Source organism: Streptomyces sp. NPDC037242 (genome assembly GCF_055604165.1).
On sequence record NZ_JBVJUY010000012.1, the window covers coordinates 125,101 to 149,612 of the forward strand.

Consider the following 24,512-nt stretch of genomic DNA (forward strand, 5'->3'; position numbering starts at 1 on the left):
GGCGGGCCGGCGGACCTACGGTGGCTCCATGAGCGACCCGGAGCGGAACAAGGCCACGGCCAAGGCGTTCTACGACCTGATGTTCAATCAGTGCCGCCCCGCCGAAGCCGTCGCCCAGTACGTCGGCGACACCTACATCCAGCACAACCCGCACGTCGGCGACGGCAAGCAGGCGTTCATCGACTACTTCGAGCGCATGGCCGCCGAGTACCCCGGCAAGCGCGTCGAGTACCGGCGCGCCTTCGCCGAGGCCGACCACGTCGTACTGCACTGCCGCCAGGTCTGGCCCGACGAGGAGTACGCGGGCATCGACATCTTCCGATTCGACGCGGGCGGGAAGATCGTCGAACACTGGGACGTCCTCCAGGTCGTCCCGCCCGCCTCCGAGAACGGCAACACCATGTTCTGAGCGGGGACCGCGCACCGGCCCCGGGCGTTACCCCGTGCGGCGGATCAGCGCCAGGTACATCGCGTCCGTACCGTGCAAGTGCGGCCACAGCTGGACGTCCGGGCCGTCGCCCAGGGCCGGTACGCCGCTCATGTACGGACGGGCGTCGATCAGCTCCGCGGAGACCGCGGACGCGCCCGCGCCGCGGCCCTTGAGGACGTCGTCCACCACCACACGGGTCTCCGCCAGGTGCGGCGAACACGTCGCGTAGCCCACGACACCGCCCACCCGGACCGCCGACAGGGCCTCCCGCAGCAGCGCCCGCTGGAGCGGCGCGAAGCCCTCCAGGTCCTCCGGGCGGCGGCGCCAGCGCGCCTCGGGCCGACGGCGCAGCGCGCCCAGGCCGGAGCACGGGACGTCCATCAGCACCCGGTCGAAGGAGCCCGGCAGCCACGGCGGGCGGGTGCCGTCGGCGGTGATGACCTGGTAGGGCCCCGGGTTGCCGGCGAGCGCCCGCTCGACGAGGCGCGCCCGGTGCGGCTGCTTCTCGGAGGCCAGCAGGAACGCCCCGCGCTGCGCGGCCAGCGCCGCGAGCAGCGCCGCCTTGCCGCCCGGGCCCGCGCACCCGTCGAGCCAGCGTCCGTCGCGGCCCTCGACCGGTACCGCCGCCAGGGCCATCGCCACGAGCTGGCTGCCCTCGTCCTGGACGCCGGCGCGGCCTTCGCGCACGGCCTCCAGCGCGCCCGGCTCGCCGCCCTCGGACATCCGGACGGCGTACGGGGACCAGCGGCCCGGCAGCGCCGAGTCCTCGCCCACGGCTTCGAGCAGCTCCTGCGCGGTGGACCGGCCCGGCCGCGCCACCAGCGTGACCTCGGGCCGCTCGTTGTCGGCCTCCAGCAGGTCCTCGATGCCGGCGCGCCCGCCGCCGAGGGAGTCCCACAGGGCGCTGACCACCCAGCGGGGGTGGGAGTGGTAGATCGCGAGGTGTTCCTCGGCGTCGTCCTCGTAGGGCGGGGCCACCCGCTCCAGCCACCCGTCCAGGTCGTGCGCGGCGATCTTGCGCAGGACGGCGTTCACGAACTTGGCGCGTCCGTCGCCGAGCACCACGCGGGCCAGCTCCACGCTCGCGGAGACCGCCGCGTGGGTGGGGATCCGGGTGCCCAGCAGCTGGTGCGCGCCGAGCGAGAGCACGTCCAGCACCGGCGGGTCGACCTCGCGCAGCGGCCGGTCGATGCAGGCCTTGATGACCGCGTCGTACGTCCCCTGGCGGCGTAGCGTCCCGTACACCAGCTCGGTGGCCAGCGCCGCGTCCCGCGCCTGGAAGTTCTCGTCCTGGCGGGCCTTGCGCAGCAGCGGCGGCAGCACGAGGTTCGCGTACGCGTCGCGCTCGCCCACCGCCCGCAGCGCCTCGAAGGCCAGCATCCGGACGGGGTCCTTCTGCGGGCGCCGGTACGGCTTGGCCTGCTTGCCGGACGGCTTGCCGCCCCCGCCGGCGGCGGGTCGGCGACGGGGCTGACGAGGCTGTTCGCTCACGTGAAAGGTGCTCCGGGGTTACGAGGTGCTCAGTGGTGAAAACGGAAGGTACGGCTCGGTTCAGCCTACGTCGGCCCCGCCGAGCCGCTCGCCGGGCGCGATGCGCACCCCGCGGGCCCAGTCGGCGCCCTTCATCGGCTTCTTGCCCTGCGGCTGCACCCAGAGCAGCTCCACGGCGTGCGATCCGGTGCCGACGTAGAGGTTGTTCTTGGCGGGGGCGAGCACGCCGGGCGCCAGGTCCGTGCGGTCGGTCACCAGGGCCAGCGAGATCAGCTTGAGCCGCTCGCCGCGGAAGACCGTCCAGGCGCCGGGCGCGGGCGTGCAGCCGCGCACCACGCGGTCCGCGCGCATCGCCGGGGCGTTCCAGTCGATCCGGGCGTCCTCGACGGTGATCTTCGGCGCGAGCGAGAGCCCCTCGGCGGGCTGCGGGACGGCGTGCAGGGTGCCGTCCTCGATGCCGTCCATGGTCGCGGTCAGCAGACCGGAGCCGGCGAAGGCGAGCCGGGTCAGCAGGTCGCCGCTGGTGTCCGTGGGCCTGACCTCCTCGGTCAGGATCCCGTAGACCGGTCCGGAGTCGAGGCCCTCCTCGATCTGGAAGGTGGACGCGCCGGTGACCTGGTCGCCCGCCATGATCGAGTGCTGTACGGGCGCGGCCCCGCGCCACGCGGGCAGCAGCGAGAAGTGCAGGTTGACCCACCCGTGGCGGGGGATGTCGATGGCGCTCTTGGGGATCAGCGCCCCGTACGCGACGACGGGGCAGCAGTCGGGAGCGATCTCGCGCAGCCGGGCCTGGAAGTCGGGGTCGCGCGGGCGGACGGGCTTGAGTACCTCGATCCCGGCCTCCTCGGCGCGCTCGGCGACGGGGCTGGCGACGAGGCGGCGGCCGCGGCCGGCCGGTGCGTCCGGACGGGTGACGACGGCGGCGACCTCGTGGCGCCCGGAGGCGATCAGGGCGTCCAGGGCGGGTACGGCGACCTCGGGGGTGCCTGCGAAGACGAGCTTCACCGGTGTCTACCTCGCTATCTCGGCTGTCAGCAGCGCACCAGTCTATGGGCTGTCAGGTGGGCGGCCCACCTGCGGTCATGCCGCGTCCGCGGCCGGGCGCCGACCGGGCCGCGAGGGGGCGTACGCACACACGCGCGCCTCTCGCATATGCCGACACGCCCCCATAGCGTGACCTGGGCGCCGGGTGGCGCGTTGGTCAAGAGAGATTGACCGAAACGGGCCGCGTTTGAACGGTGTCTGCGGCCCGATCCGCTCTTCAGCACCGGTTCGAGAGGCTTCTTCATGGCCGACCACGCCACCCACGACGCCCAAGCACGGGCCAGCCTGCACCTCCTGGTGCGGGACATCGAGCGGGTCCGCCGACAGGTGGATGCTCTGCGTACGCTCACCGCCCAGCTCGGCAACGTGTACCGCCCGCGCCGCTCAGGTCCCTCCACGGGCTTCGTCGTCTACGGCCGGGCGCCCGCGCCCACCGTCCGCCTCGCGCAGGAGCTGCGGGACAGCGTCGAGACGCTGGTCACCGCCGCGGTGGACTTCGACCGCTCGCTCGGCTTCTCGTGGGACGCGGTCGGCTCGGCGCTCGGGGTCACCAAGCAGGCCGTGCACCGGCGCTACGGTGCACGGCGCGCGCAGAGCGCCGAGTCCGCCGAGCGCGAGCAGCTTGCCGAGGGTACGACGACCCGGCCGCTGGGCCCCCTGCCCACGGTCCCGGCGGCCCGCTCGGTCCCGCCGCAGCCGATGCGCGAGGAATCCCAGCCCGCGGCCGCGGGCGCGTCCCGCTCCTCGGCCTTCCCGGGCCCCCGCAACGGCTGACCCACCCCGCCGCCGGGACGCCGACCCCCGACGGCCCCGCCCCACCGCCCCCGGCGGAGCGCCCCCAAGGCCGCCCCACCGGGGGCGCCGACGTACCCGCCCCCGCGCGGCAGATCCCACCCCCGGTCGGGCAAATCCAGCCCCCGCGCGGCAAATCCGGCCCGTCCGGCGCTTGAGGACCGGGTCCGGGCAGGGCCCGGCGGGGCGTCAGCCGATGTCCGGGGGGTCGATGCGGACGCGGACGGCTTCCGCCGCCGGAACCCCCCGCGCCAGCCGGGCCGCCTGGGCCGACTTCAGGGCCGCGGCCAACGCGGCGCCGCTGCCCGGCGGGACCCGGACCAGCGCCCGCTCCCCCGCCGAAGGCTCACCGCGCCGCCCGGGTATCGGCACCGGGCCCAGGACCTCCGCATCGGCGGGGAGCCCGGCGTCGGCCAGGAATGCCTCCACCGCCTCCCCGCGGCCGGCCACCGCCGCCATCCGGGACACCGGCGGGAAGCCGAGCTGGGCCCGCTCCGCGAGCTCCCGCACCGCATGCCCGACGGGGTCCCACCGCACCAGCGCCTGCACCGGCCGCAGCGTCGGCTCGGCGACCACGACGACCTGCCCGTCCCCCCGTACCAGCGAAGCCGCGGAGATCCACCTCCGCAGCGCGTCCTCCCCGGCCCGCAGGTCCGGCCGGGTCAGCATCGCCCAGCCGTCCAGCAGCAGCGCCGCCGCATACCCGGCACCCGCCGCGACCGGCTCGGCGCCGGGGGTGGACACCACCAGCGCGGGCCGGTCCGGCACCTCGTCCAGCACGTGGTCGCGCCCGGAGGTCCGTACGGGCACGGCCGGGAAGGCCCGCCCCAGCTCCTCGGCGGTCCGCCGGGCCCCGACCACCTGGGCCCGCAGCCGGAACGACCCGCACTCCTCGCAGTGCCACGCCGGCTCGCCCCGCCCGCACCATCCGCAGTGCAGGTCCCGCTCGTCGGGGGCCTCCAGCGGCCCCGCGCAGACCGTGCAGCGCGCGGGCGTCCGGCACCGCTCGCAGGCGAGCCGCGGCACATAGCCGCGCCGGGGCACCTGGACCAGTACGGGCCCGGTCTTCAGCCCCTCCCGTACGGTCTCCCACGCCAGGCTCGGCAGCCGGGCGGCCCGGGCGGCGCCGTCGCGGGCCAGCAGCTCATCGCCGACCGTACGGATCCGCGGGGCGTACGCCCGCACCGTCTCGCGGCTCGCCACCAGCGGGCGCGCCCAGCCGGACTCCACGAGCTGGGCGGCCTCGACGGTGCAGCTCGTACTGCCCGCGAGGAAGCCGCAGCCGTCGCTGACCGCGCGCAGTTCCAGCACCTCCCGGACGTGCGGGAAAGGGGCCCGGTCGTCGCTGTGGCTGGAGTCCCCGTCGTCCCAGACGGCGACCAGCCCGAGATCGCGTACGGGTGCGAACATCGCGGCCCGGGTGCCGACGACGGCGCGCACCGAGCCCCGGCTGACGGCGAGCCACTGGCGGTAGCGCTTCTCGGGACCCGACTCCGCGGTGAGCAGCGCGTGCCGCCCCTCACCGAGCAGGGCGGTGAGCGCGGCGTCGACGCGGCCGGCGGCGCGCCCGTCGGGTACGACGGCCAGGGCGCCGCGACCGGAGGCGAGGGTGGCGGCCATGGCGCGGGCCAGCTCGTCGGCCCAGCCGGGGCCGGGCAGGGCGGTCCACACGGCGCGGGGCGTCCCGCCGGTGGCCAGGGCGCGCAGGAAGCCAGGACCGGCGCCGTAGCGCTCCCAGCCGCCGGGCTCGGGGGCGGCGGGCGGCGGCAGCGGCTCGGGCGAGGGTTTGGCCTCGGCGCGGGCGCTGCGCGCGGGCAGGGCGAGCTGGAGCACGTCGGCCAGGCTGCCGGCGTACCGGTCGGCGACGGCCCGGGCCAGGGCCAGCATGCGGGGGCCGAGCACGACCTCGGGCGAGACGACCTGGGCGAGGGCGGCGAGGGCTCCGTTGTAGTCGGACTCGGCGCGCCGCTCGACGATGAAGCCGTCGATGAGCCCGCCTCCCTCGCGGCGGCCGCCGTGCACCCGGTGGGAGCCGGCGCCGAAGCGGACCCGGACGCGGACGCCGGGCTGGGCGGACTCGGAGAGCTCGGCGGGAACGGCGTAGTCGAAGAGCCGGTCGAGGTGGAGCACGCCCTTGTTCACGAGGACGCGGGCAACGGGAAGTTCCTCGGCGACGGCGGCCCCGCGCCAGGTGCGGGGCTTGGCCTTGGGCGCCTTGGCCTTCGCCTCGGCGACCATCTCCCGGATCAGCGCCAGCTGCTCCGGCGGGGAATCGTTCGCGCTGCTCACACCAGCATTCTTACCAAACCCCGCTGACAGCGAGGGCGTGCGAACGGCCCCGGACCAGAAGGTCCGGGGCCGTTCGGTACTTCTCAGCGCTTCTGGCTGCTGCGCCTACAGACCGGCGGCGGCGCGCAGGGCGTCGACGCGGTCGGTGCGCTCCCAGGTGAAGTCCGGCAGCTCACGGCCGAAGTGGCCGTAGGCGGCGGTCTGGGCGTAGATCGGGCGCAGCAGGTCGAGGTCGCGGATGATCGCGGCCGGGCGCAGGTCGAAGACCTGGGCGATGGCTTCCTCGATCTTCTGGACGTCGACCTTGGCGGTGCCGAAGGTCTCGACGAAGAGACCGACCGGCTCGGCCTTGCCGATGGCGTACGCGACCTGGACCTCGCAGCGCGAGGCGAGCCCGGCGGCGACGACGTTCTTGGCGACCCAGCGCATCGCGTACGCGGCGGAGCGGTCGACCTTGGACGGGTCCTTGCCGGAGAAGGCGCCGCCACCGTGGCGGGCCATGCCGCCGTAGGTGTCGATGATGATCTTGCGGCCGGTGAGGCCGGCGTCGCCCATCGGGCCGCCGATCTCGAAGCGGCCGGTCGGGTTGACCAGCAGGCGGTAGCCCTCGGTGTCGAGCTTGATGCCGTCCTCGATGAGCTGGGCCAGCACGTGCTCGACGACGAACTCGCGGATGTCGGGTGCGAGCAGCGAGTCCAGGTCGATGTCCGCGGCGTGCTGCGAGGACACGACGACGGTGTCCAGGCGGACGGCCTTGTCACCGTCGTACTCGATGGTGACCTGGGTCTTGCCGTCGGGACGCAGGTACGGGATGGTCCCGTTCTTGCGGACCTCGGACAGCCGCTTCGAGAGGCGGTGCGCGATGTGGATCGGGAGCGGCATGAGCTCGGGGGTCTCGTCGCAGGCGTAGCCGAACATCAGGCCCTGGTCGCCGGCGCCCTGCTTGTCGAGCTCGTCCTCGTCGCCCTCGACGCGCTTCTCGTACGCGGTGTCGACACCCTGGGCGATGTCGGGGGACTGCGCGCCGATGGACACCGAGACGCCGCAGGAGGCGCCGTCGAAGCCCTTCTTCGAGGAGTCGTAGCCGATCTCGAGGATCTTGTCTCGGACGAGCTGGGCGATCGGCGCGTAGGCCTTGGTCGTCACCTCGCCCGCGATGTGGACGAGACCGGTGGTGATGAGGGTCTCCACGGCGACGCGCGAGGTCGGGTCCTCGGCGAGGAGCGCATCGAGGATCGTGTCGCTGATCTGGTCAGCGATCTTGTCGGGGTGACCCTCGGTGACGGACTCCGAGGTGAAAAGGCGACGGGACACAACGCTCCCTGGGGTTGCAGCGGCTGCTGGCTGATCATTGGCGGAACTTCATCGGGAGCTGCGCCCGATCACGTTCCGGATGCAGTTTATCGGTCGCCACCGTACGCCGGACCACCCGTCTCGCCCTTTGGGAGCCGTGTGACCTGCGGCACTCCATTCTTGCGCAAGGATTTGTCCGCGGAAAGGGTGCCACTCAGGCGCGTCGGAATGTGAGCCTGTCCGCGACCTGGTCCCAAATCACCTGGGCCAAAGCTTCCTTCGGACCATAGGGAACCGCAGTCTCGGCCCCGTCGGAGGCGAGGATGACCGCCTCGTTCTCCTCGGAACCGAAGGTCTTGGATTCACCGACCTCATTGACGACGAGAAGGTCACATCCCTTGCGCAGGAGTTTTGCGCGCCCATTGGCGAGCACGTCGTCCGTCTCGGCGGCGAAGCCGACCACGATCTGGCCCTCGCGGGCCCGGTCGGCGGAGATTTCGGCGAGCACGTCGGGGTTGCGTACGAGCGCGACAGGCGCGGGGTCCTGCCCGTCCTTCTTCTTGATCTTTCCGTCGGCGTATTCGGCCGGCCGGAAGTCGGCCACGGCCGCGGCCATCACGACGGCGTCGGCGTCCGCGGCCGCCTTGAGCACGGCCTCCCGCAGCTGGACGGCCGTACCGACCCGTACGACGTCCGCCCCGGCCGGGTCGGCGAGCGCGGTGTTGGCCGCGACGAGCGTGACCCGGGCGCCGCGCGCGACGGCGGTGCGGGCGAGCGCGTAGCCCTGCTTGCCGGAGGAGCGGTTGCCGAGGAAGCGGACCGGGTCGAGGGGTTCGCGCGTCCCGCCCGCGCTGATCACCACGTGGCGCCCGGCGAGGTCGGGCTCGGCCGCCCCGCGCGCCAGGACCCCGCGGCACACCTCGAAGATCTCCTCGGGGTCGGGCAGCCGCCCCTTGCCGGTGTCCTTGCCGGTGAGCCGGCCGACGGCGGGCTCGATGACGACGGCTCCGCGGCGGCGCAGCGTGGCCACGTTCTCCTGGGTGGCGGGGTGCTCCCACATCTCGGTGTGCATGGCGGGCGCGAAGACCACGGGACAGCGCGCGGTGAGCAGCGTGTTGGTCAGGAGGTCGTCGGCGAGGCCGTGGGCGGCCTTGGCGAGCATGTCGGCGGTGGCCGGGGCGACGACGACGAGGTCGGCGCCCTGGCCGATGCGCACGTGCGGCACCTCGTGGACGGTCTCCCAGACCTCGGTGGAGGCCGGGTTCCCGGAGAGGGCGGCCCAGGTGGCCTCTCCGACGAAGTTCAGGGACGCCGCCGTGGGCACCACCCTGACCTCGTGACCGGACTCGGTCAGCCGGCGCAGCAGCTCGCACGCCTTGTAAGCGGCGATCCCGCCGCTGACTCCCAGCACGACCTTCGGCTTACCCACCAGGCACTCCCCTTCAGGATCCATCTCACTGTGACACCTATGGGGCCTATGACACACCACAGGCCCGGCAGATGCTCTGCCGGGCCTGTGGTGAAAGGAATTCTCGTGCCTTACTGGGCCGGGGCCTCGATGGCCTCGGAGGTCAGCAGACCCGCGTTGATCTCGCGCAGCGCGATCGAAAGCGGCTTCTCGTGGACGTGGGTGTCCACCAGCGGGCCGACGTACTCGAGCAGGCCCTCACCGAGCTGCGAGTAGTACGCGTTGATCTGACGCGCGCGCTTGGCCGCGTAGATCACGAGGCTGTACTTCGAGTCAGTTGCCTCGAGCAGCTCGTCGATCGGCGGGTTGATGATGCCCTCGGGCGCAGTGATGGAAGAGGACACGCTCTACCTTCCGAAGATGGGTGAAAGATTGGGCCGCCCTGGAATCGACCGATTCAAAAATCGATCAACGATCAGACAACTTCCATCAAGGCTAGCAGCTCGCGGGCCACGTCCTCGACGGAGGTGTTGACAAGGGTGGTGTCGAACTCGGACTCGGCAGCGAGTTCGATCTTGGCGGTGTCGAGCCGACGCGCGATCACCTCCGCCGATTCGGTGCCCCGGCCGGTGAGCCGGCGGACCAGCTCGTCCCAGCTCGGTGGGGCCAGGAAGACCAGCTGTGCCTCGGGCATCGACTCGCGGACGAGTCGGGCGCCCTGGAGGTCGATCTCCAGCAGTACCGGTTCGCCGTTCTCCAGGCGTTCCAGCACTGCGCCGCGCGGTGTGCCGTAGCGGTTGCCCGCGAACTCGGCCCACTCCAGCAGCTCGCCATTGGCGATCAGCTTGTCGAACTCGTCGTCGTTGACGAAGAAGTACTGGACTCCGTGTCGCTCACCGGGCCGCGGCTTGCGGGTGGTGGCCGACACCGAGAGCCAGACCTCGGGGTGAACCTTGCGCATATGCGCGACGACCGTGCTCTTGCCGACCCCCGAAGGGCCGGAGAGCACGGTCAGCCGCGGACGAACCTCTGCTGCCATAGAGCGATTATCCAGCTTCTCGGGACTGCCTGAGAACGCCGGGAGCCCTTCAGGTGGCGCGTCAGCCGGCAGGAGTGCCGAACTCACGCTCCAGAGAGGCGATCTGGTTGGAGCCGAGACCTCGAACACGCCGAGACTCGGAGATGCCGAGGCGCTCCATGATCTGCTTGGCGCGCACCTTGCCCACGCCAGGCAGGGACTCCAGCAGGGCGGAGACCTTCATCTTTCCGATGACGTCGTTCTCCTGGCCCGTCTTGATGACCTCTTGGAGCGAGGCGCCGGAATGCTTGAGTCGATTCTTCACCTCGGCCCGCTCCCGGCGAGCCGCGGCGGCCTTTTCGAGCGCGGCTGCGCGCTGTTCAGGGGTAAGGGGCGGAAGAGCCACGCCTACGTCACCTCGGATGTCGAACTGTCGGATACGGACCAGTGGGGAGCCCGAAGGCACCACACCAGGCGAGTGCCCGAACAACGGTTGTGCTCGATCGTTGTTCGTTCGCTCTGGTCGGAGACTAGCGGCCATGACCGCTCCAGTCAGCGAGAACGGACGAAAAGTCCTGGTCAGCCTCCACTGAACCGTACATCACGGACAAACCACCCTGGATTTGTCCGAGGAAAGACGTTCGAATTTCGTCAGGTGATGCGACGAGCCCGTCCGACGGCTTCCCGGAAAGACCCGAAACCGCGCGGCTAGGCCGCGACGGCCGCGCGGATCTCGTCCGCGAACTGCTTCGCCGAGGCGCGCAGCGCGGCCGCGTCCGGGCCGTGCTTCAGGACGCCCCGCGACACGTTGGGCACGACGTTGCGCACGGCCGCGCCGAAGACCGCCGGGAGGTCGGCCGCCGTCGCGCCCTGCGCGCCGATCCCCGGGGCCAGCAGCGGCCCGTTGATGTCCAGGTCGAAGGAGGACAGATCGCCGAGCGTGGCGCCCACCACGGCCCCGAAGGAGCCCATCGGGGAGGCACCGGCGTTCTCCGCCGCCAGGTGGGCCAGCATCGTCGCGCCGATCGAAGCTCCGTCGGCCCGCACCGCCCGCTGGACCTCCGCGCCCTCCGGGTTGGAGGTGAGGGCCAGTACGAACAGCCCCGCCCCCGACTCGCGCGCCAGGTCCACGGCCGGCTTCAGCGAGCCGTAGCCCAGGTACGGGGACACCGTCAGCGCGTCCGAGAACAGCGGCGAGGACGGGTCCAGGAAGGCGGCGGCGTACGCGGCCATCGTCGAGCCGATGTCACCCCGCTTGGCGTCCATCACGACCAGCGCCCCCGCGGCCCGCGCGTCCGCGACGGTCTGCTCCAGGACCGCGACGCCCTTGGACCCGAACCGCTCGAAGAAGGCGGCCTGCGGCTTGAAGACCGCCACCGAGTCCGCCAGTGCCTCCACGACGGTGCGGGAGAAGCGCTCCAGGCCCGCGATGTCGTCGTCCAGGCCCCAGGAGGCCAGCAGGGCGGCGTGCGGGTCGATGCCCACGCACAGCGGGCCTCGGGTGTCCATCGCCTCGCGGAGGCGGGTGCCGAAGGGGGTCACGGCGCTCACGGTCACTGCGCGGCCTTTCGGGTCTCGGCGCCCACCGCGTCGGCGAGCGTCTCGTACGGGCTGGCGGCCAGCCGTGCGGCCAGCCCCTTGTGGATGGCGCGGGCGTAGCACGGGCCCTCGTAGATGAAGGCGCTGTAGCCCTGGATCAGGGTCGCGCCGGCCAGGATCCGCTGCCAGGCGTCCTCGGCGTTCTCGATGCCGCCGACGCCCACCAGTACCAGCCGGTCCCCCACGCGGCCGTAGAGGCGCCTGAGGACCTCCAGCGAGCGCTCCTTGACCGGGGCGCCGGACAGGCCGCCCGTCTCCTTGACCAGGGACGGCTCGGAGCGCAGGCCCAGGCCCTCGCGCGCGATCGTCGTGTTCGTGGCGATGATGCCGTCCAGGCCCAGCTCCAGCGCGAGGTCGGCGACCGCGTCCACGTCCTCGTCGGCGAGGTCCGGCGCGATCTTGACCAGCAGCGGCACCCGGCGGTCGGTGACCACGCGGTCCGCGGCCTCGCGTACGGCCGTCAGCAGCGGGCGCAGGGACTCGGTGGCCTGGAGGTTGCGCAGGCCGGGGGTGTTCGGGGAGGAAACGTTCACGACGAGGTAGTCGGCGTGGCGGGCGAGGCGCTCGGTCGAGGCGACGTAGTCCGCGGCGGCTTCCTCCTCCGGGACGACCTTCGTCTTGCCGATGTTGACGCCGACGACGGTCTTGAAGACCGGCGTACGGGTGGCCAGGCGCTCGGCGACGGCCGCCGAGCCCTCGTTGTTGAAGCCCATGCGGTTGATCAGCGCGCGGTCCGGCACCAGCCGGAAGAGGCGCTTCTTCGGGTTGCCCGGCTGCGCCTGGGCGGTGACCGTGCCGATCTCGATGTGGTCGAAGCCGAGCATCGACATGCCGTCGATGGCGACGGCGTTCTTGTCGAAGCCGGCCGCGAGGCCGAAGGGGCCGTGCATCCGCAGGCCGAGCGCCTCGGTGCGCAGGGACGCGTGGCGCGGGGCCAGGGCCGCCGCCACGAAGGTGCGCAGCACGGGCGTGCGGGCCGCGAGGCGGATCCAGCGGAAGGCCATGTAGTGGGCCTGCTCCGGGTCCATCCGCTTGAAGACCAGGTTGAAGAAGAGTTTGTACATCGTCAGTCGAATCCTCGTGCGCTCATGAAGAGGGGGACACCCGTCGCATCAGCGAATCCGGTGTCCCCCTCCCCGTGTCCGGGCTGTACGGGCTGCTAGTCGCGGGCCGCCGTCAGGTGCTCCGCGTGCTCCTGGAGCGAGCGGACACCGACATCGCCGCGGTTGAGCGCGTCGATGCCCTGGACGGCCGCGGCGAGCGCCTGGACCGTCGTCAGGCACGGGACGCTGCGCGCCACGGCCGCCGTGCGGATCTCGTAGCCGTCGAGGCGGCCACCGGTGCCGTACGGGGTGTTGACGATCAGGTCGACCTGGCCGTCGTGGATCAGCTGGACGATGGTCTTCTCGCCGTCCGGGCCCTCGCCCTCGCTGAGCTTGCGCACCACGGTGGCGTTGATGCCGTTGCGGCGCAGCACCTCGGCGGTGCCGGAGGTCGCGAGCAGCTCGAAGCCGTGGGCGACGAGCTCGCGCGCCGGGAAGATCATCGAGCGCTTGTCGCGGTTGGCGACGGAGATGAAGGCGCGGCCCTTGGTGGGCAGCGGGCCGTAGGCGCCGGCCTGCGACTTCGCGTACGCCGTGCCGAAGACGGAGTCGATGCCCATGACCTCGCCGGTGGAGCGCATCTCCGGGCCGAGGACGGTGTCGACGCCGCGGCCGTGGATGTCGCGGAAGCGCGACCACGGCATGACGGCCTCCTTGACGGAGATCGGCGCGTCGAGCGGCAGGGTGCCGCCGTCGCCGGTCTTGGGCAGCATGCCCTCGGCGCGCAGCTCGGCGATGGTGGTGCCGAGCGAGATGCGGGCGGCGGCCTTCGCGAGCGGGACGGCGGTCGCCTTCGAGGTGAAGGGGACCGTCCGGGAGGCGCGCGGGTTGGCCTCCAGGACGTAGAGGATGTCACCCGCCATCGCGAACTGGATGTTGATCAGGCCGCGGACGCCGACGCCCTTGGCGATGGCCTCGGTGGAGGCGCGCAGGCGCTTGATGTCGTAGCCGCCGAGGGTGATCGGGGGCAGGGCGCAGGCCGAGTCGCCGGAGTGGATGCCGGCTTCCTCGATGTGCTCCATGACGCCGCCGAGGTAGAGCTCGGTGCCGTCGTAGAGGGCGTCGACGTCGATCTCGATCGCGTCGTCGAGGAAGCGGTCGACCAGCACGGGGCGGGTCGGCGAGATCTCGGTGGACTCGGCGATGTACGACTCGAGGCGGGCCTCGTCGTAGACGATCTCCATGCCGCGGCCGCCGAGCACGTACGACGGGCGGACGAGGACGGGGTAGCCGATCTCGTCGGCGATGGCCTTGGCGCCGGTGAAGGTGGTGGCCGTGCCGTGCTTGGGGGCCGGCAGGCCGGCCTCGGCGAGGACCTGGCCGAAGGCGCCGCGGTCCTCGGCGGCGTGGATGGCCTCCGGGGAGGTGCCGACGACGGGGACGCCGTTGTCCTTGAGCGCCTGGGCGAGACCGAGGGGGGTCTGGCCGCCGAGCTGGACGACGACACCGGCGATCGGGCCCGCGAGGGACTCGGCGTGGACGATCTCCAGCACGTCTTCGAGCGTGAGCGGCTCGAAGTACAGGCGGTCGGAGGTGTCGTAGTCGGTGGAGACGGTCTCCGGGTTGCAGTTGACCATCACGGTCTCGTAGCCGGCGTCGCTGAGCGCGAAGGAGGCGTGGACGCAGGAGTAGTCGAACTCGATGCCCTGGCCGATGCGGTTCGGGCCGGAGCCCAGGATGATGACCGCGGGCTTGGTGCGCGGGGCGACCTCGGACTCCTCGTCGTACGAGGAGTAGAAGTACGGGGTCTTCGCGGCGAACTCGGCGGCGCAGGTGTCGACCGTCTTGTAGACGGGGCGGACGCCGAGCGCGTGGCGGACCTCGCGGACGACGTCCTCGCGCAGGCCGCGGATCTCGGCGATCTGGGCGTCGGAGAAGCCGTGGCGCTTGGCCTCGGCGAGCAGCTCGGGGTGGAGCTTCTCGGCGGCGGCCAACTCGTCGGCGATCTCCTTGATCAGGAAGAGCTGGTCGACGAACCAGGGGTCGATCTTCGTGGACTCGAAGACCTCTTCCTGGGTGGCGCCGGCGCGGATGGCCTGCATGACGGTGTTGATGCGGCCGTCGGTCGGGCGGACCGCGGTGGCGAGGAGCTCGGCCTTGTCGCCGACCGGGCCGACGAAGGTGAACTGCGAGCCCTTCTTCTCCAGGGAGCGCAGGGCCTTCTGGAGGGCCTCGGTGAAGTTGCGGCCGATGGCCATGGCCTCGCCCACCGACTTCATGGTGGTGGTGAGGGTGGAGTCGGCGAGCGGGAACTTCTCGAAGGCGAAGCGCGGGGCCTTGACGACGACGTAGTCGAGGGTCGGCTCGAAGGAGGCCGGGGTCTTCTCGGTGATGTCGTTGGGGACCTCGTCGAGCGTGTAGCCGATGGCCAGCTTGGCGGCGATCTTGGCGATCGGGAAGCCGGTGGCCTTCGACGCGAGCGCCGAGGAGCGCGAGACGCGGGGGTTCATCTCGATGACGATGACGCGGCCGTCGACCGGGTCGATGGCGAACTGGATGTTGCAGCCGCCGGTGTCGACGCCGACCTCTCGGATGATCGCGATGCCGATGTCGCGCAGCCGCTGGTACTCGCGGTCGGTGAGCGTCATCGCCGGGGCGACGGTGATCGAGTCACCGGTGTGGACGCCCATCGGGTCGAAGTTCTCGATGGAGCAGACGACGACCACGTTGTCCTTGGTGTCGCGCATCAGCTCCAGCTCGTACTCCTTCCAGCCGAGGATGGACTCCTCCAGGAGCACCTCGGTGGTCGGGGAGAGCGTCAGGCCCTGGCCGGCGATGCGGCGCAGCTCTTCCTCGTCGTGGGCGAAGCCGGAGCCGGCGCCGCCCATGGTGAAGGAGGGGCGCACGACGACGGGGTAGCCGCCGAGGGTGTCGACGCCCTGGATGACGTCGTCCATCGAGTGGCAGATGACCGAGCGGGCGGACTCGCCGTAGCCGATCTTGGCCTTGACGGCCTCGACGACGCCCTTGAAGAGGTCGCGGTCCTCGCCCTTGTTGATGGCCTCGACGTTGGCGCCGATGAGCTCGACGCCGTACTTCTCCAGCACACCCTGCTCGTGCATGGAGATGGCGGTGTTCAGCGCGGTCTGGCCGCCGAGGGTCGGGAGCAGCGCGTCGGGGCGCTCCTTCGCGATGATCTTCTCGACGAACTCGGGGGTGATCGGCTCGACGTACGTGGCGTCGGCGATCTCCGGGTCGGTCATGATCGTCGCGGGGTTGGAGTTCACCAGGATGACCCGCAGGCCCTCGGCCTTGAGGATGCGGCAGGCCTGGGTGCCGGAGTAGTCGAACTCGGCGGCCTGGCCGATGACGATCGGGCCGGAGCCGATGACCAGGACGGACTGGATATCGGTGCGCTTAGGCACGCTCGGCCTCCATCAGGGCGGTTTCCATCAAAGACGTGAAGCGGTCGAAGAGGTACGCGGCGTCGTGCGGGCCGGCAGCCGCCTCGGGGTGGTACTGGACGCTGAAGGCCGGCTGGTCGAGCAGCTGGAGGCCTTCCACCACGTTGTCGTTGAGGCAGACGTGGGAGACCTCGGCGCGGCCGTAGGGGGTCTCGGAGACCTTGTCGAGGGGCGCGTCCACGGCGAAGCCGTGGTTGTGCGCGGTGATCTCGACCTTGCCGGTGGTGCGGTCCTGGACCGGCTGGTTGATGCCGCGGTGGCCGTACTTCAGCTTGTACGTGCCGAAGCCCAGCGCACGGCCCAGGATCTGGTTGCCGAAGCAGATGCCGAAGAGCGGGGTCTTGCGCTCCAGGACGCCCTGCATGACGGCGACGGGGCCGTCGGCGGTGGCCGGGTCGCCCGGGCCGTTGGAGAAGAACACGCCGTCGGGATTGACCGCGTAGACGTCCTCGACGGTGGCGGTGGCGGGGAGCACGTGCACCTCGATGCCGCGCTCGGCCATCCGGTGCGGGGTCATGCCCTTGATACCGAGGTCCACGGCGGCCACGGTGAACTTCTTCTCACCGATGGCGGGGACGATGTACGTCTCCTTGGTGGCGACCTCGGCGGAGAGGTTGGCGCCCTTCATCTGCGGGGCTTCCAGGACGCGGGCCAGCAGCGCCGCATCGTCGGCGAGGGTCTCGCCGGAGAAGATGCCGACGCGCATGGCGCCGCGCTCGCGCAGGTGGCGGGTCAGGGCGCGGGTGTCGATGCCGCAGATGCCGACGACGCCCTGCTTGACCAGTTCCTCGTCCAGCGAGCGCTGCGAGCGCCAGTTGGACGGGACGCGGGCGGGGTCGCGCACGACGTAGCCGGCCACCCAGATGCGGGAGGACTCGGGGTCCTCGTCGTTGACGCCGGTGTTGCCCACGTGCGGGGCGGTCATCACGACGACCTGCCGGTGGTACGACGGGTCGGTGAGGGTCTCCTGGTAGCCGGTCATGCCGGTGGAGAACACGGCCTCGCCGAAGGTCTCCCCCACAGCGCCGTAGGCGCGGCCGCGGAAGATCCGACCGTCCTCCAGGACGAGTACGGCGGGAGCTTTGGCTGCTCCCCTGGTGGAGGTCGTCATCGTTCGGCGCCTTCCGTCGTGATGGATGAGTTCATGAGGTTGAGCGCTTCGACCCATGCGGCGTGCTCGGCCGCGCGGTCGGAGCGGAATCCGGAGTCGATCAGCCTGTCGCCGTGCGCCCATGTGACGACGAGCAGACCGCCCTCGGTGAGTACCTTGCCCGCGATTCCCTTGTCGAGGCGGGCGCCGCGCAGTTGCGCGGCCGGTACGAAGAAGTCGGTGGCACCCGGACGGACCACGTCGAGGCCCGCGTCGGTGAGCGTGAGCTCGACCCGGCTGCGGACGCCCAGACCGTGGGCGACGATCCGGTCGAGCCACTGCCCGGCGGTGGTGGACCCGTGGTACCGGCCGGTCAGCGCCAGCCGGTGCGCGGGGAGACCGCCGGGGGCGACGGGCAGCTCCGGCAGATCGCTCTGCAGGGTGCCTCGCCATTTCCAGCCCTGCCGCATCAGCCAGTACACGAAGGCGATGAAGGCGAGCAGACCGATCACCCATGCGATGCGGGCGCCCCAGTCCGTCACCTCCGCCGACTGTCGTTCGGCGGCCTCGGCGGCCAGTTGGATTACTGCAGGTGTCACGCCAGCTTCCCGTCCACGACCGTTGCCCGGCCCCGCAGGAAGGTGTGAGTGACGCGACCCGGCAGCTCACGGCCCTCGTAAGGCGTGTTGCGGCTGCGGGAGGCGAAGTGTGCGGGGTCCACGAGTCCACGGTACGAGGTATCGACCAAGGTCAGGTTCGCGGGTTCACCTGCCGAGACGGGCCGGCCGTGGTTCTCCAGGCTGCCGATGCGCGCCGGAGCGTGCGACATGCGCTCGGCGACGCCCGCCCAGTCGAGCAGTCCGGTCTCCACCATCGTCTGCTGGACGACGGAGAGCGCGGTCTCCAGGCCCACCATGCCCATGGCGGCGGCGGCCCACTCGCAGTCCTTGTCCTCGTGCGGGTGCGGGGCGTGGTCGGTGGCGACGATGTCGATCGTGCCGTCGGCGAGCGCCTCGCGCAGGGCCATGACGTCGCGCTCGGTGCGCAGCGGCGGGTTGACCTTGTAGACCGGGTTGTACGAGCGGACCAGCTCGTCGGTGAGGAGCAGGTGGTGCGGGGTGACCTCGGCGGTCACGTCGATGCCGCGGGACTTGGCCCAGCGGACGATCTCGACGGAGCCGGCCGTGGACAGGTGGCAGATGTGCACGCGGGAGCCGACGTGCTCGGCGAGGAGGACGTCGCGGGCGATGATCGACTCCTCGGCGACGGCCGGCCAGCCGCCGAGGCCCAGCTCGGCCGAGACGATGCCCTCGTTCATCTGGGCGCCCTCGGTCAGGCGGGGCTCCTGGGCGTGCTGGGCGACGACGCCGCCGAAGGCCTTCACGTACTCCAGGGCGCGGCGCATGATCACCGCGTCGTCGACGCACTTGCCGTCGTCGGAGAAGACGGTGACGCGGGCGGCGGACTCGTGCATGGCGCCCAGCTCGGAGAGCTTCTTGCCCTCCAGGCCCACGGTGACGGCGCCGATCGGCTGCACGTCGCAGTAGCCGGACTCCTTGCCCAGGCGCCAGACCTGCTCGACGACGCCGGCGGTGTCGGCGACGGGGAAGGTGTTCGCCATGGCGAAGACGGCGGTGTAGCCGCCGGAGGCGGCGGCGCGGGTGCCGGTGAGGACGGTCTCGGAGTCCTCGCGGCCGGGCTCGCGCAGGTGGGTGTGCAGGTCGACGAGGCCCGGGAGGAGGACCTGGCCCTCGGCCTCGATGACGGTCGCGTCGCCGGCGTCCAGGTTCGCGCCCACGGCGGCGATGGTCTCGCCGTCGATCAGGACGTCCTGGACGTCGCCACCGAGTACCTTCGCGCCACGGATAAGGATCTTGCTCATCTTTACTTGCTCTCCTCGGTGCGGGGCGTGCTGGTGGTGGTGACGGCGGGCTCGGATCCCCCGAGCAGCAGGTAGAGGACGGCCATCCGGATGGAGACGCCGTTGGCGACCTGCTCGACGACCGTGCAGCGGTCGGAGTCGGCGACCTCGGCGGTGATCTCCATGCCGCGGACCATCGGGCCGGGGTGCATGACGATGGCGTGCTCGGGCATCCGCGCCATGCGGGCGCCGTCCAGGCCGTAGCGGCGGGAGTACTCGCGCTCGGTCGGGAAGAAGGCCGCGTTCATGCGCTCGCGCTGCACGCGCAGCATCATGACCGCGTCGGACTTCGCCAGCGCGTCGTCGAGGCTGTACGAGATCTCGCACGGCCAGGTCTCGACGCCGACCGGGACCAGGGTGGGCGGGGCCACCAGGGTGACCTCGGCGCCGAGGGTGTGCAGCAGCTGGACGTTGGAACGGGCCACCCGGCTGTGCAGGATGTCGCCAACGATGGTGATGCGGCGGCCGTTCAGGTCCTTGCCGAGCCCGGCGTCCTTGCCGACCAGGCGGCGGCGCATGGTGAAGGCGTCGAGCAGGGCCTGGGTGGGGTGCTCGTGGGTGCCGTCACCGGCGTTGATGACCGGGGCGTCGATCCAGCCGGAGGTCGCGAGCCGGTAGGGGGCGCCGGAGGCGTGGTGCCTGATGACGACCGCGTCGACGCCCATGGCCTCCAGGGTCTGGGCGGTGTCCTTGAGGGACTCGCCCTTGGAGACGCTGGAGCCCTTCGCCGCGAAGTTGATCACATCGGCGGACAGGCGCTTCTCGGCGGCTTCGAAGGAGATCCGGGTGCGGGTGGAGTCCTCGAAGAAGAGGTTGCAGATCGTGCGGCCGCGCAGGGTCGGCAGCTTCTTTATCGGCCGGTCCGCGACGCGTGCCATCTCCTCGGCGGTGTCGAGGATGAGGACGGCGTCGTCGCGCGTGAGATCGGCGGCCGAGATGAGGTGGCGCTTCATCTGGGTGCTCCGTAAGTCGGGGAGGGCAGAGGGCCGGGCTGGCTGGAGGTACGGGCAGGGCAGGCTGCGGCGCGGACCCGGGGGCCCGTGGCGCGTGCGGGCTAGAGCCCGGCTGCCCGGTCGGTCCGCTGGCCGAGCAGTACGGCGTCTCGGCCGTCCTCCTCCTGGAGCTGGACCTTGACGGTCTCCCGCAGCGACGTGGGGAGGTTCTTGCCGACGTAGTCGGCGCGGATCGGCAGCTCGCGGTGGCCGCGGTCGACGAGGACGGCGAGCTGCACGGCGCGGGGACGGCCGATGTCGCCGAGGGCGTCGAGGGCGGCGCGGATGGTGCGCCCGGAGAAGAGCACGTCGTCGACGAGGACCACGAGGCGGCCGTCGATGTCGTCGCCGGGGATCTCGGTGCGGCCGATCGCGCGGGCGGGCTTCATCCGCAGGTCGTCGCGGTACATGGTGATGTCGAGGGAGCCGACCGGGATCTTCGAACCGGTGATCTCTTCGAGCTTGGCGGCCAGCCGGCGGGCCAGGTACACACCGCGGGTGGGAATGCCGAGGAGCACCACGTCGTCGGCGCCCTTGGCGCGTTCGACGATCTCGTGGGCGATGCGGGTCAGGACCCGGGCGATGTCCTGTGCGTCGAGTACGGGACGCATGGCATCGGAGAGCCCAGAGCTCTGGGCAGCGTTCTGAGTGTCCATGAAAAGGACCTCCTTCTCCGCCTCACGGGACGGACCTTAAAGGACGTCTGATGTACGCGTCCCACGGTACCAGGGAGAATCCAGCGGAATTGCATCGGGGCTGGCCGGAGCCCCTCTAAGAGGGGGTTGGTGACCATTCGGCTTGACGCACCCAAGTAACGCTGCGTAACCTCACAGTGAGTTACCAGCCGCGCGGCGGAGCCGCTCGTCGTCAAAGCGTCCGGGAGCCTTATGTCCAGCGAATACGCCAAACAGCTCGGGGCCAAGCTCCGCGCCATCCGCACCCAGCAGGGCCTTTCCCTCCACGGTGTCGAGGAGAAGTCCCAGGGCCGGTGGAAGGCCGTAGTGGTCGGTTCTTACGAGCGCGGGGACCGCGCCGTGACCGTCCAGCGCCTTGCCGAGCTGGCGGACTTCTACGGGGTGCCGGTCCAGGAACTGCTGCCGGGGACGACTCCCGGCGGGGCTGCCGAGCCGCCGCCGAAGCTGCGCCTCGACCTGGAGCGCCTGGCCCACGTACCCGCCGAGAAGGCCGGACCGCTGCAGCGTTACGCCGCGACGATCCAGAGCCAGCGCGGCGACTACAACGGCAAGGTGCTGTCGATCCGCCAGGACGACCTGCGCACCCTCGCCGTCATTTACGACCAGTCCCCCTCGGTCCTGACCGAGCAGCTCATCAGCTGGGGAGTCCTGGACGCCGATGCCCGCCGCGCCGTGGCGCACGAGGACATCTAGTCTCTGGGCCCTGGGCCAGCAGAAACGTTACCGGTGGGTGCCGCGAGAGCCGAGAGGCTCCCGGTGCCCACCGGTTTTTTCGTACCCGCGCTCCCGCCGCAGAGCGGCGCGCATACGGAAGGGCCCGCAGCGCGTGCGCTGCGGGCCCTTCCGTATGACGCGTGAAGCGGTGCGCGCGTCAGCTCTCGCTGCGGCGCAGGTTCGGCTTCAGGTCCTTGAACCGGCCGAGCAGTCCGTTCACGAACGAGGGCGACTCGTCCGTCGAGAACTCCTTGGCCAGTTGGACGGCCTCGTCGATGGCCACGGCGTCCGGGGTGTCGTCCACCCAGATCAGCTCGTACGCACCGAGGCGCACGATGTTCCGGTCCGCGACCGGCATGCGGTCGAGGTCCCAGTCCACGGCGTAGGTGATGATCAGGTCGTCGATGCGGTCCACCTTGTCGGCGTACCCCTCGACGAGATCCATCGTGAAGGCGCTGACCGGCGGCTGCCGGTCGTCCGACCTCGCGTGGCGGATCCAGTCCGCGAGGACCTCGCGCACGGACACCCCGCGCTGGTCGGCCTCGAACAGGATCTGGAAAGCGCGCTTGCGCGCGTTGCTCCGGGCAGCCACGGTTAGCTGTTCACCCGGCCGAGGTAGCCGCCGGTGCGGGTGTCGACCTTGACCTTCTCGCCGGTGGTGACGAAGAGCGGAACCTGCATCTCGTAGCCGGTCTCCAGCGTGGCGGGCTTGGTGCCGCCGGTGGAGCGGTCGCCCTGGACGCCCGGGTCGGTGTGCTCGATGACGAGCTCGACCGCGGCGGGGAGCTCGACGTAGAGCACCTCGCCGTCGTGCTGCGCCACGGAGGCGGTGAAGCCCTCCAGCAGGAAGTTGGCGGCGTCGCCGACAGCCTTCTTGTCGACCATCAGCTGGTCGAAGGTGCCCATGTCCATGAAGACGAAGTACTCGCCGTCCATGTACGAGAACTGCATGTCACGGCGGTCGATGGTGGCCGTCTCGACCTTCGTGCCGGCGTTGAACGTCTTGTCGACGACCTTGCCGGAGAGCACGTGCTTGAGCTTGGTGCGCACGAAGGCCGGGCCCTTGCCGGGCTTGACGTGCTGGAACTCGACGACGGACCAGAGCTGGTCACCGTCGAGCTTGAGCACCATGCCGTTCTTGAGGTCGTTCGTGGAAGCCACGGTTGCGGAATCTCCTGCACTGGAAGACCACGGGTGCGCGCACAGTCCGCCGCGGCGGACTAGAGCGCGAGCAGCTCCTTGGTCGTAATGGTGAGTAGCTCGGGACCGCCGTCCGCCTCGGGGCGTACGACGAGCGTGTCATCGATCCGGACACCTCCCCGGCCCGGGAGGTGAACCCCCGGTTCGACGGTGACCGGCACGCAAGCGTCCAGTTTACCCATGGCCGTAGGTGCAAGCTGCGGGTCCTCGTCGATTTCGAGGCCGACACCGTGTCCGGTCCACGGGGCGAGGGCCTCCCCGTGGCCCGCCGAGTCGAGTACGGAGCGCGCGGCATGGTCCACATCGCGGTAGGCGGCACCGGGCAGCAGGGCTTCCCGGCCGGCCCGTTGTGCGGCGAAGACGAGGTCGTACAGCTCGATCTGCCAGTCGGCGGGGGTGGTGCCGATCACGAAGGTACGGCCGATCTCACACCGGTAGCCGCGGTAGTTCGCCCCCAGGCAGACGGAGAGGAAGTCGCCCTCCTCCACCCGCCGGTCGGAGGGCCGGTGGCGGGAGCGGCCCGAGTGCGGCCCGGTGCCCACGGAGGTCGGGAAGGCGGGGCCGTCGGCCCCGTGGTCGACGAGGCGGCGCTCCAGCTCCAGGGCCAGGTGCCGCTCGGTGCGGCCCACGAGGATCGACTCCAGGAGCTCTCCCAGGGCCTGGTCGGCGATCTCCGCGGCGATCCGCAGGCAGGCGATCTCCTCCTCGTCCTTGACGAGGCGCTGCTGCTCGACGGCCGTGCCGAGGTCCGTGAGGCGCAGCCTGGGCGCGACGGAGCCCAGGGCGCGGTGGCGCCCGACGGTCAGGTGGTGCTCCTCGACGGCGAGGGACTCGGCCCGCGCGGAGGCGGCCATGTCGGCGGCCGCGACGGCGGGGTCGCCGCCGGGAGCCGCCAGCACGGAGAGCCGCAGCCGCTCGTCGAGCCGTCCTTCGTCGACCTCGCCGGTGGGCTGGCCGGCGCAGAACAGCATGTCCTCGCCGCCCGGTCCGACCAGCAGTACGGCGCCCGTCGGTGACGCCCCGGAGAGATAGCGGACGTTCGCCGGACGCGTGATCAGTGCGGCGGCGTTCCCCGCGGCGGCACAGCGGTCGCGAAGCAGGCCCCGGCGGGCCGCGTACACGTCTGACATGTTTTCGAGCCTACGAGCGCACGGCGCATCCGGCCTGGTGAGCGCGTCCGGACGGGGCCCTGGCGGGCGCCGGGCGGGACCCTGGCGGCCGTCGCCCCGGCATCACCAGGGCGGGGGCGCCGTGATGGCCCTGGCCAGGGCCTCGTCGAGGGCGCGGGCGGTGCCTTCGACGTCGAGGTGCGAGTTGTCGATGATCGGCAGCCCGGAGCCGTACCAGCCCGCCATGCGGCCGTGGATCCGCGCGACCTCCTCGTCGGAGAGCCTGCGGTTGCCGGAGCGGGCCGCGTTGCGCTCCAGGACGATCTCCAGGCCCGGCAGCAGCACCACGGGGAGCAGGGCGGGGCCCACGTGGCGCTTCCAGCCGCCGAGACCGACCACCGGGCGGTCGGGGAAGACGGCGTCGTCGAGGATGCAGGAGATGCCGTTCGCGAGGAAGTTGCGGGCGGCGAAGCCGCAGGTGCGGCGGGCGAGGCGGTACTGGGCCTCGGAGTGGTCGTTCCAGCCCGCCTGCGGGTCGGCGAAGCCCGAGCACACCCATTCCCGTACGTCGTCCAGGCTGACGTGCGCGGTGGGGACGGGGCGGGTGCCCGCCCAGTGGCGGGCCACCGTGGTCTTGCCCGCCCCGGCGGGGCCGATGAGCAGGACGGCCAGCGTGGCCCCGCCGGTCCCCGGGACCGCGGGCGGCAGCGGGATGTGCCCGGTGGCCCCGTCGGGGGCCGGCGCGGCCATCGCGGCGGGCGCCAACGGCGCGTGCTGTACGGGGGGCGCGGACGCCGGCACGGGAGGCACCGGCCAGCCCTGCGCAGGGGGTATCGGCGGCTGCGGGGGCGCCGCCGGGTGTTGACCCGACGGCTCCCAACCCCCGCCACCCACTCCATGCTGCATCCGGTGCCACTCCG

Annotated in this window: 23 protein-coding genes; 3 read left to right on the plus strand and 20 right to left on the minus strand. The window is 71.6% G+C overall.

The window, feature by feature from the left end; translation table 11 throughout:
• Positions 1-28 precede the first annotated feature (28 nt).
• Positions 29-409 carry a nuclear transport factor 2 family protein gene (locus ACZ7GJ_RS16755; protein WP_470752324.1) on the plus strand — a complete coding sequence of 127 codons (381 nt, stop codon included), beginning with the start codon at positions 29-31 and terminating at the stop codon, positions 407-409.
• 27 nt (positions 410-436) lie between these two features.
• On the opposite strand, the gene ACZ7GJ_RS16760 is transcribed toward ACZ7GJ_RS16755, so the two are convergent.
• The gene (locus tag ACZ7GJ_RS16760) at positions 437-1,921 is read right to left on the minus strand and encodes an RsmB/NOP family class I SAM-dependent RNA methyltransferase (RefSeq protein WP_470752326.1); all 1,485 of its coding nucleotides are present in this window, start codon (positions 1,919-1,921) and stop codon (positions 437-439) included.
• Positions 1,922-1,981: 60 nt separating this feature from the next.
• Positions 1,982-2,926 carry a methionyl-tRNA formyltransferase gene (gene fmt, locus ACZ7GJ_RS16765; protein ID WP_470752329.1) on the minus strand — a complete coding sequence of 315 codons (945 nt, stop codon included), beginning with the start codon at positions 2,924-2,926 and terminating at the stop codon, positions 1,982-1,984.
• A 282-nt stretch (positions 2,927-3,208) separates the two neighbouring features.
• Here fmt and ACZ7GJ_RS16770 point away from each other — a divergent pair, with 282 nt between their 5' ends.
• Positions 3,209-3,739, plus strand: a complete 531-nt coding sequence (locus ACZ7GJ_RS16770) for a hypothetical protein (protein WP_365918310.1) — start codon at positions 3,209-3,211, stop codon at positions 3,737-3,739.
• A 207-nt stretch (positions 3,740-3,946) separates the two neighbouring features.
• On the opposite strand, the gene ACZ7GJ_RS16775 is transcribed toward ACZ7GJ_RS16770, so the two are convergent.
• From ACZ7GJ_RS16775 to pyrR, 14 genes are all read right to left on the minus strand, one after another.
• The gene (locus ACZ7GJ_RS16775) at positions 3,947-6,046 is read right to left on the minus strand and encodes a primosomal protein N' (protein WP_470752331.1); all 2,100 of its coding nucleotides are present in this window, start codon (positions 6,044-6,046) and stop codon (positions 3,947-3,949) included.
• 105 nt (positions 6,047-6,151) lie between these two features.
• The gene (gene metK, locus ACZ7GJ_RS16780) at positions 6,152-7,360 is read right to left on the minus strand and encodes a methionine adenosyltransferase (protein ID WP_470752333.1); all 1,209 of its coding nucleotides are present in this window, start codon (positions 7,358-7,360) and stop codon (positions 6,152-6,154) included.
• 193 nt (positions 7,361-7,553) lie between these two features.
• A complete protein-coding gene (gene coaBC / locus ACZ7GJ_RS16785) occupies positions 7,554-8,768 on the minus strand; it encodes a bifunctional phosphopantothenoylcysteine decarboxylase/phosphopantothenate--cysteine ligase CoaBC (RefSeq protein ID WP_470752335.1) in 1,215 nt (404 codons plus the stop codon).
• A 110-nt stretch (positions 8,769-8,878) separates the two neighbouring features.
• Entirely contained in the window at positions 8,879-9,151 is a 273-nt protein-coding gene (gene rpoZ, locus ACZ7GJ_RS16790; protein ID WP_004948662.1) for a DNA-directed RNA polymerase subunit omega, read from the minus strand.
• 71 nt (positions 9,152-9,222) lie between these two features.
• On the minus strand, positions 9,223-9,786 hold the full coding sequence (gene gmk, locus ACZ7GJ_RS16795; protein ID WP_365918302.1) for a guanylate kinase: 564 nt from the start codon (positions 9,784-9,786) through the stop codon (positions 9,223-9,225).
• A gap of 61 nt (positions 9,787-9,847) precedes the next feature.
• Positions 9,848-10,171 carry an integration host factor gene (locus ACZ7GJ_RS16800; RefSeq protein WP_008740406.1) on the minus strand — a complete coding sequence of 108 codons (324 nt, stop codon included), beginning with the start codon at positions 10,169-10,171 and terminating at the stop codon, positions 9,848-9,850.
• A 302-nt stretch (positions 10,172-10,473) separates the two neighbouring features.
• Entirely contained in the window at positions 10,474-11,316 is an 843-nt protein-coding gene (gene pyrF, locus ACZ7GJ_RS16805) for an orotidine-5'-phosphate decarboxylase (protein ID WP_470752337.1), read from the minus strand.
• A gap of 2 nt (positions 11,317-11,318) precedes the next feature.
• Positions 11,319-12,428, minus strand: coding sequence for a quinone-dependent dihydroorotate dehydrogenase (locus tag ACZ7GJ_RS16810; RefSeq protein ID WP_470752339.1), 1,110 nt, complete (start codon positions 12,426-12,428; stop codon positions 11,319-11,321).
• A 95-nt stretch (positions 12,429-12,523) separates the two neighbouring features.
• Complete coding sequence (carB, locus tag ACZ7GJ_RS16815; RefSeq protein ID WP_470752341.1) at positions 12,524-15,832, minus strand: carbamoyl-phosphate synthase large subunit; 3,309 nt, start codon at positions 15,830-15,832, stop codon at positions 12,524-12,526.
• The gene (carA, locus tag ACZ7GJ_RS16820; RefSeq protein ID WP_470752343.1) at positions 15,825-16,982 is read right to left on the minus strand and encodes a glutamine-hydrolyzing carbamoyl-phosphate synthase small subunit; all 1,158 of its coding nucleotides are present in this window, start codon (positions 16,980-16,982) and stop codon (positions 15,825-15,827) included. The genes carB and carA overlap by 8 nt, the downstream gene beginning before the upstream one ends.
• Positions 16,979-17,560 (minus strand): PH-like domain-containing protein, encoded by a 582-nt coding sequence (locus tag ACZ7GJ_RS16825; protein WP_470752345.1) that lies wholly within the window; start codon positions 17,558-17,560, stop codon positions 16,979-16,981. Before ACZ7GJ_RS16825 ends, carA begins: the two co-directional genes overlap by 4 nt.
• Positions 17,557-18,843 (minus strand): dihydroorotase, encoded by a 1,287-nt coding sequence (locus tag ACZ7GJ_RS16830; protein WP_470752347.1) that lies wholly within the window; start codon positions 18,841-18,843, stop codon positions 17,557-17,559. The genes ACZ7GJ_RS16825 and ACZ7GJ_RS16830 overlap by 4 nt, the downstream gene beginning before the upstream one ends.
• Positions 18,844-18,845: 2 nt before the next feature.
• The gene (locus ACZ7GJ_RS16835; RefSeq protein ID WP_470752349.1) at positions 18,846-19,835 is read right to left on the minus strand and encodes an aspartate carbamoyltransferase catalytic subunit; all 990 of its coding nucleotides are present in this window, start codon (positions 19,833-19,835) and stop codon (positions 18,846-18,848) included.
• 101 nt (positions 19,836-19,936) lie between these two features.
• Complete coding sequence (gene pyrR / locus ACZ7GJ_RS16840; protein ID WP_470752351.1) at positions 19,937-20,530, minus strand: bifunctional pyr operon transcriptional regulator/uracil phosphoribosyltransferase PyrR; 594 nt, start codon at positions 20,528-20,530, stop codon at positions 19,937-19,939.
• A 231-nt stretch (positions 20,531-20,761) separates the two neighbouring features.
• On the opposite strand from pyrR, the gene bldD reads away from it, so the two are divergent.
• Entirely contained in the window at positions 20,762-21,262 is a 501-nt protein-coding gene (gene bldD / locus ACZ7GJ_RS16845; RefSeq protein ID WP_069929708.1) for a transcriptional regulator BldD, read from the plus strand.
• Between the two features lie 178 nt (positions 21,263-21,440).
• Here bldD and nusB read toward each other — a convergent pair whose 3' ends face one another.
• The 4 genes from nusB to ACZ7GJ_RS16865 all read right to left on the minus strand — a co-directional run bounded on the left by nusB (position 21,441) and on the right by ACZ7GJ_RS16865 (position 24,498).
• A complete protein-coding gene (nusB, locus tag ACZ7GJ_RS16850; RefSeq protein ID WP_365918283.1) occupies positions 21,441-21,875 on the minus strand; it encodes a transcription antitermination factor NusB in 435 nt (144 codons plus the stop codon).
• A 2-nt stretch (positions 21,876-21,877) separates the two neighbouring features.
• A complete protein-coding gene (gene efp / locus ACZ7GJ_RS16855) occupies positions 21,878-22,444 on the minus strand; it encodes an elongation factor P (RefSeq protein ID WP_385224782.1) in 567 nt (188 codons plus the stop codon).
• A 59-nt stretch (positions 22,445-22,503) separates the two neighbouring features.
• Positions 22,504-23,613 (minus strand): aminopeptidase P family protein, encoded by a 1,110-nt coding sequence (locus ACZ7GJ_RS16860; protein WP_470752356.1) that lies wholly within the window; start codon positions 23,611-23,613, stop codon positions 22,504-22,506.
• 102 nt (positions 23,614-23,715) lie between these two features.
• A complete protein-coding gene (locus ACZ7GJ_RS16865; protein ID WP_470752358.1) occupies positions 23,716-24,498 on the minus strand; it encodes an AAA family ATPase in 783 nt (260 codons plus the stop codon).
• Positions 24,499-24,512 lie beyond the last annotated feature (14 nt).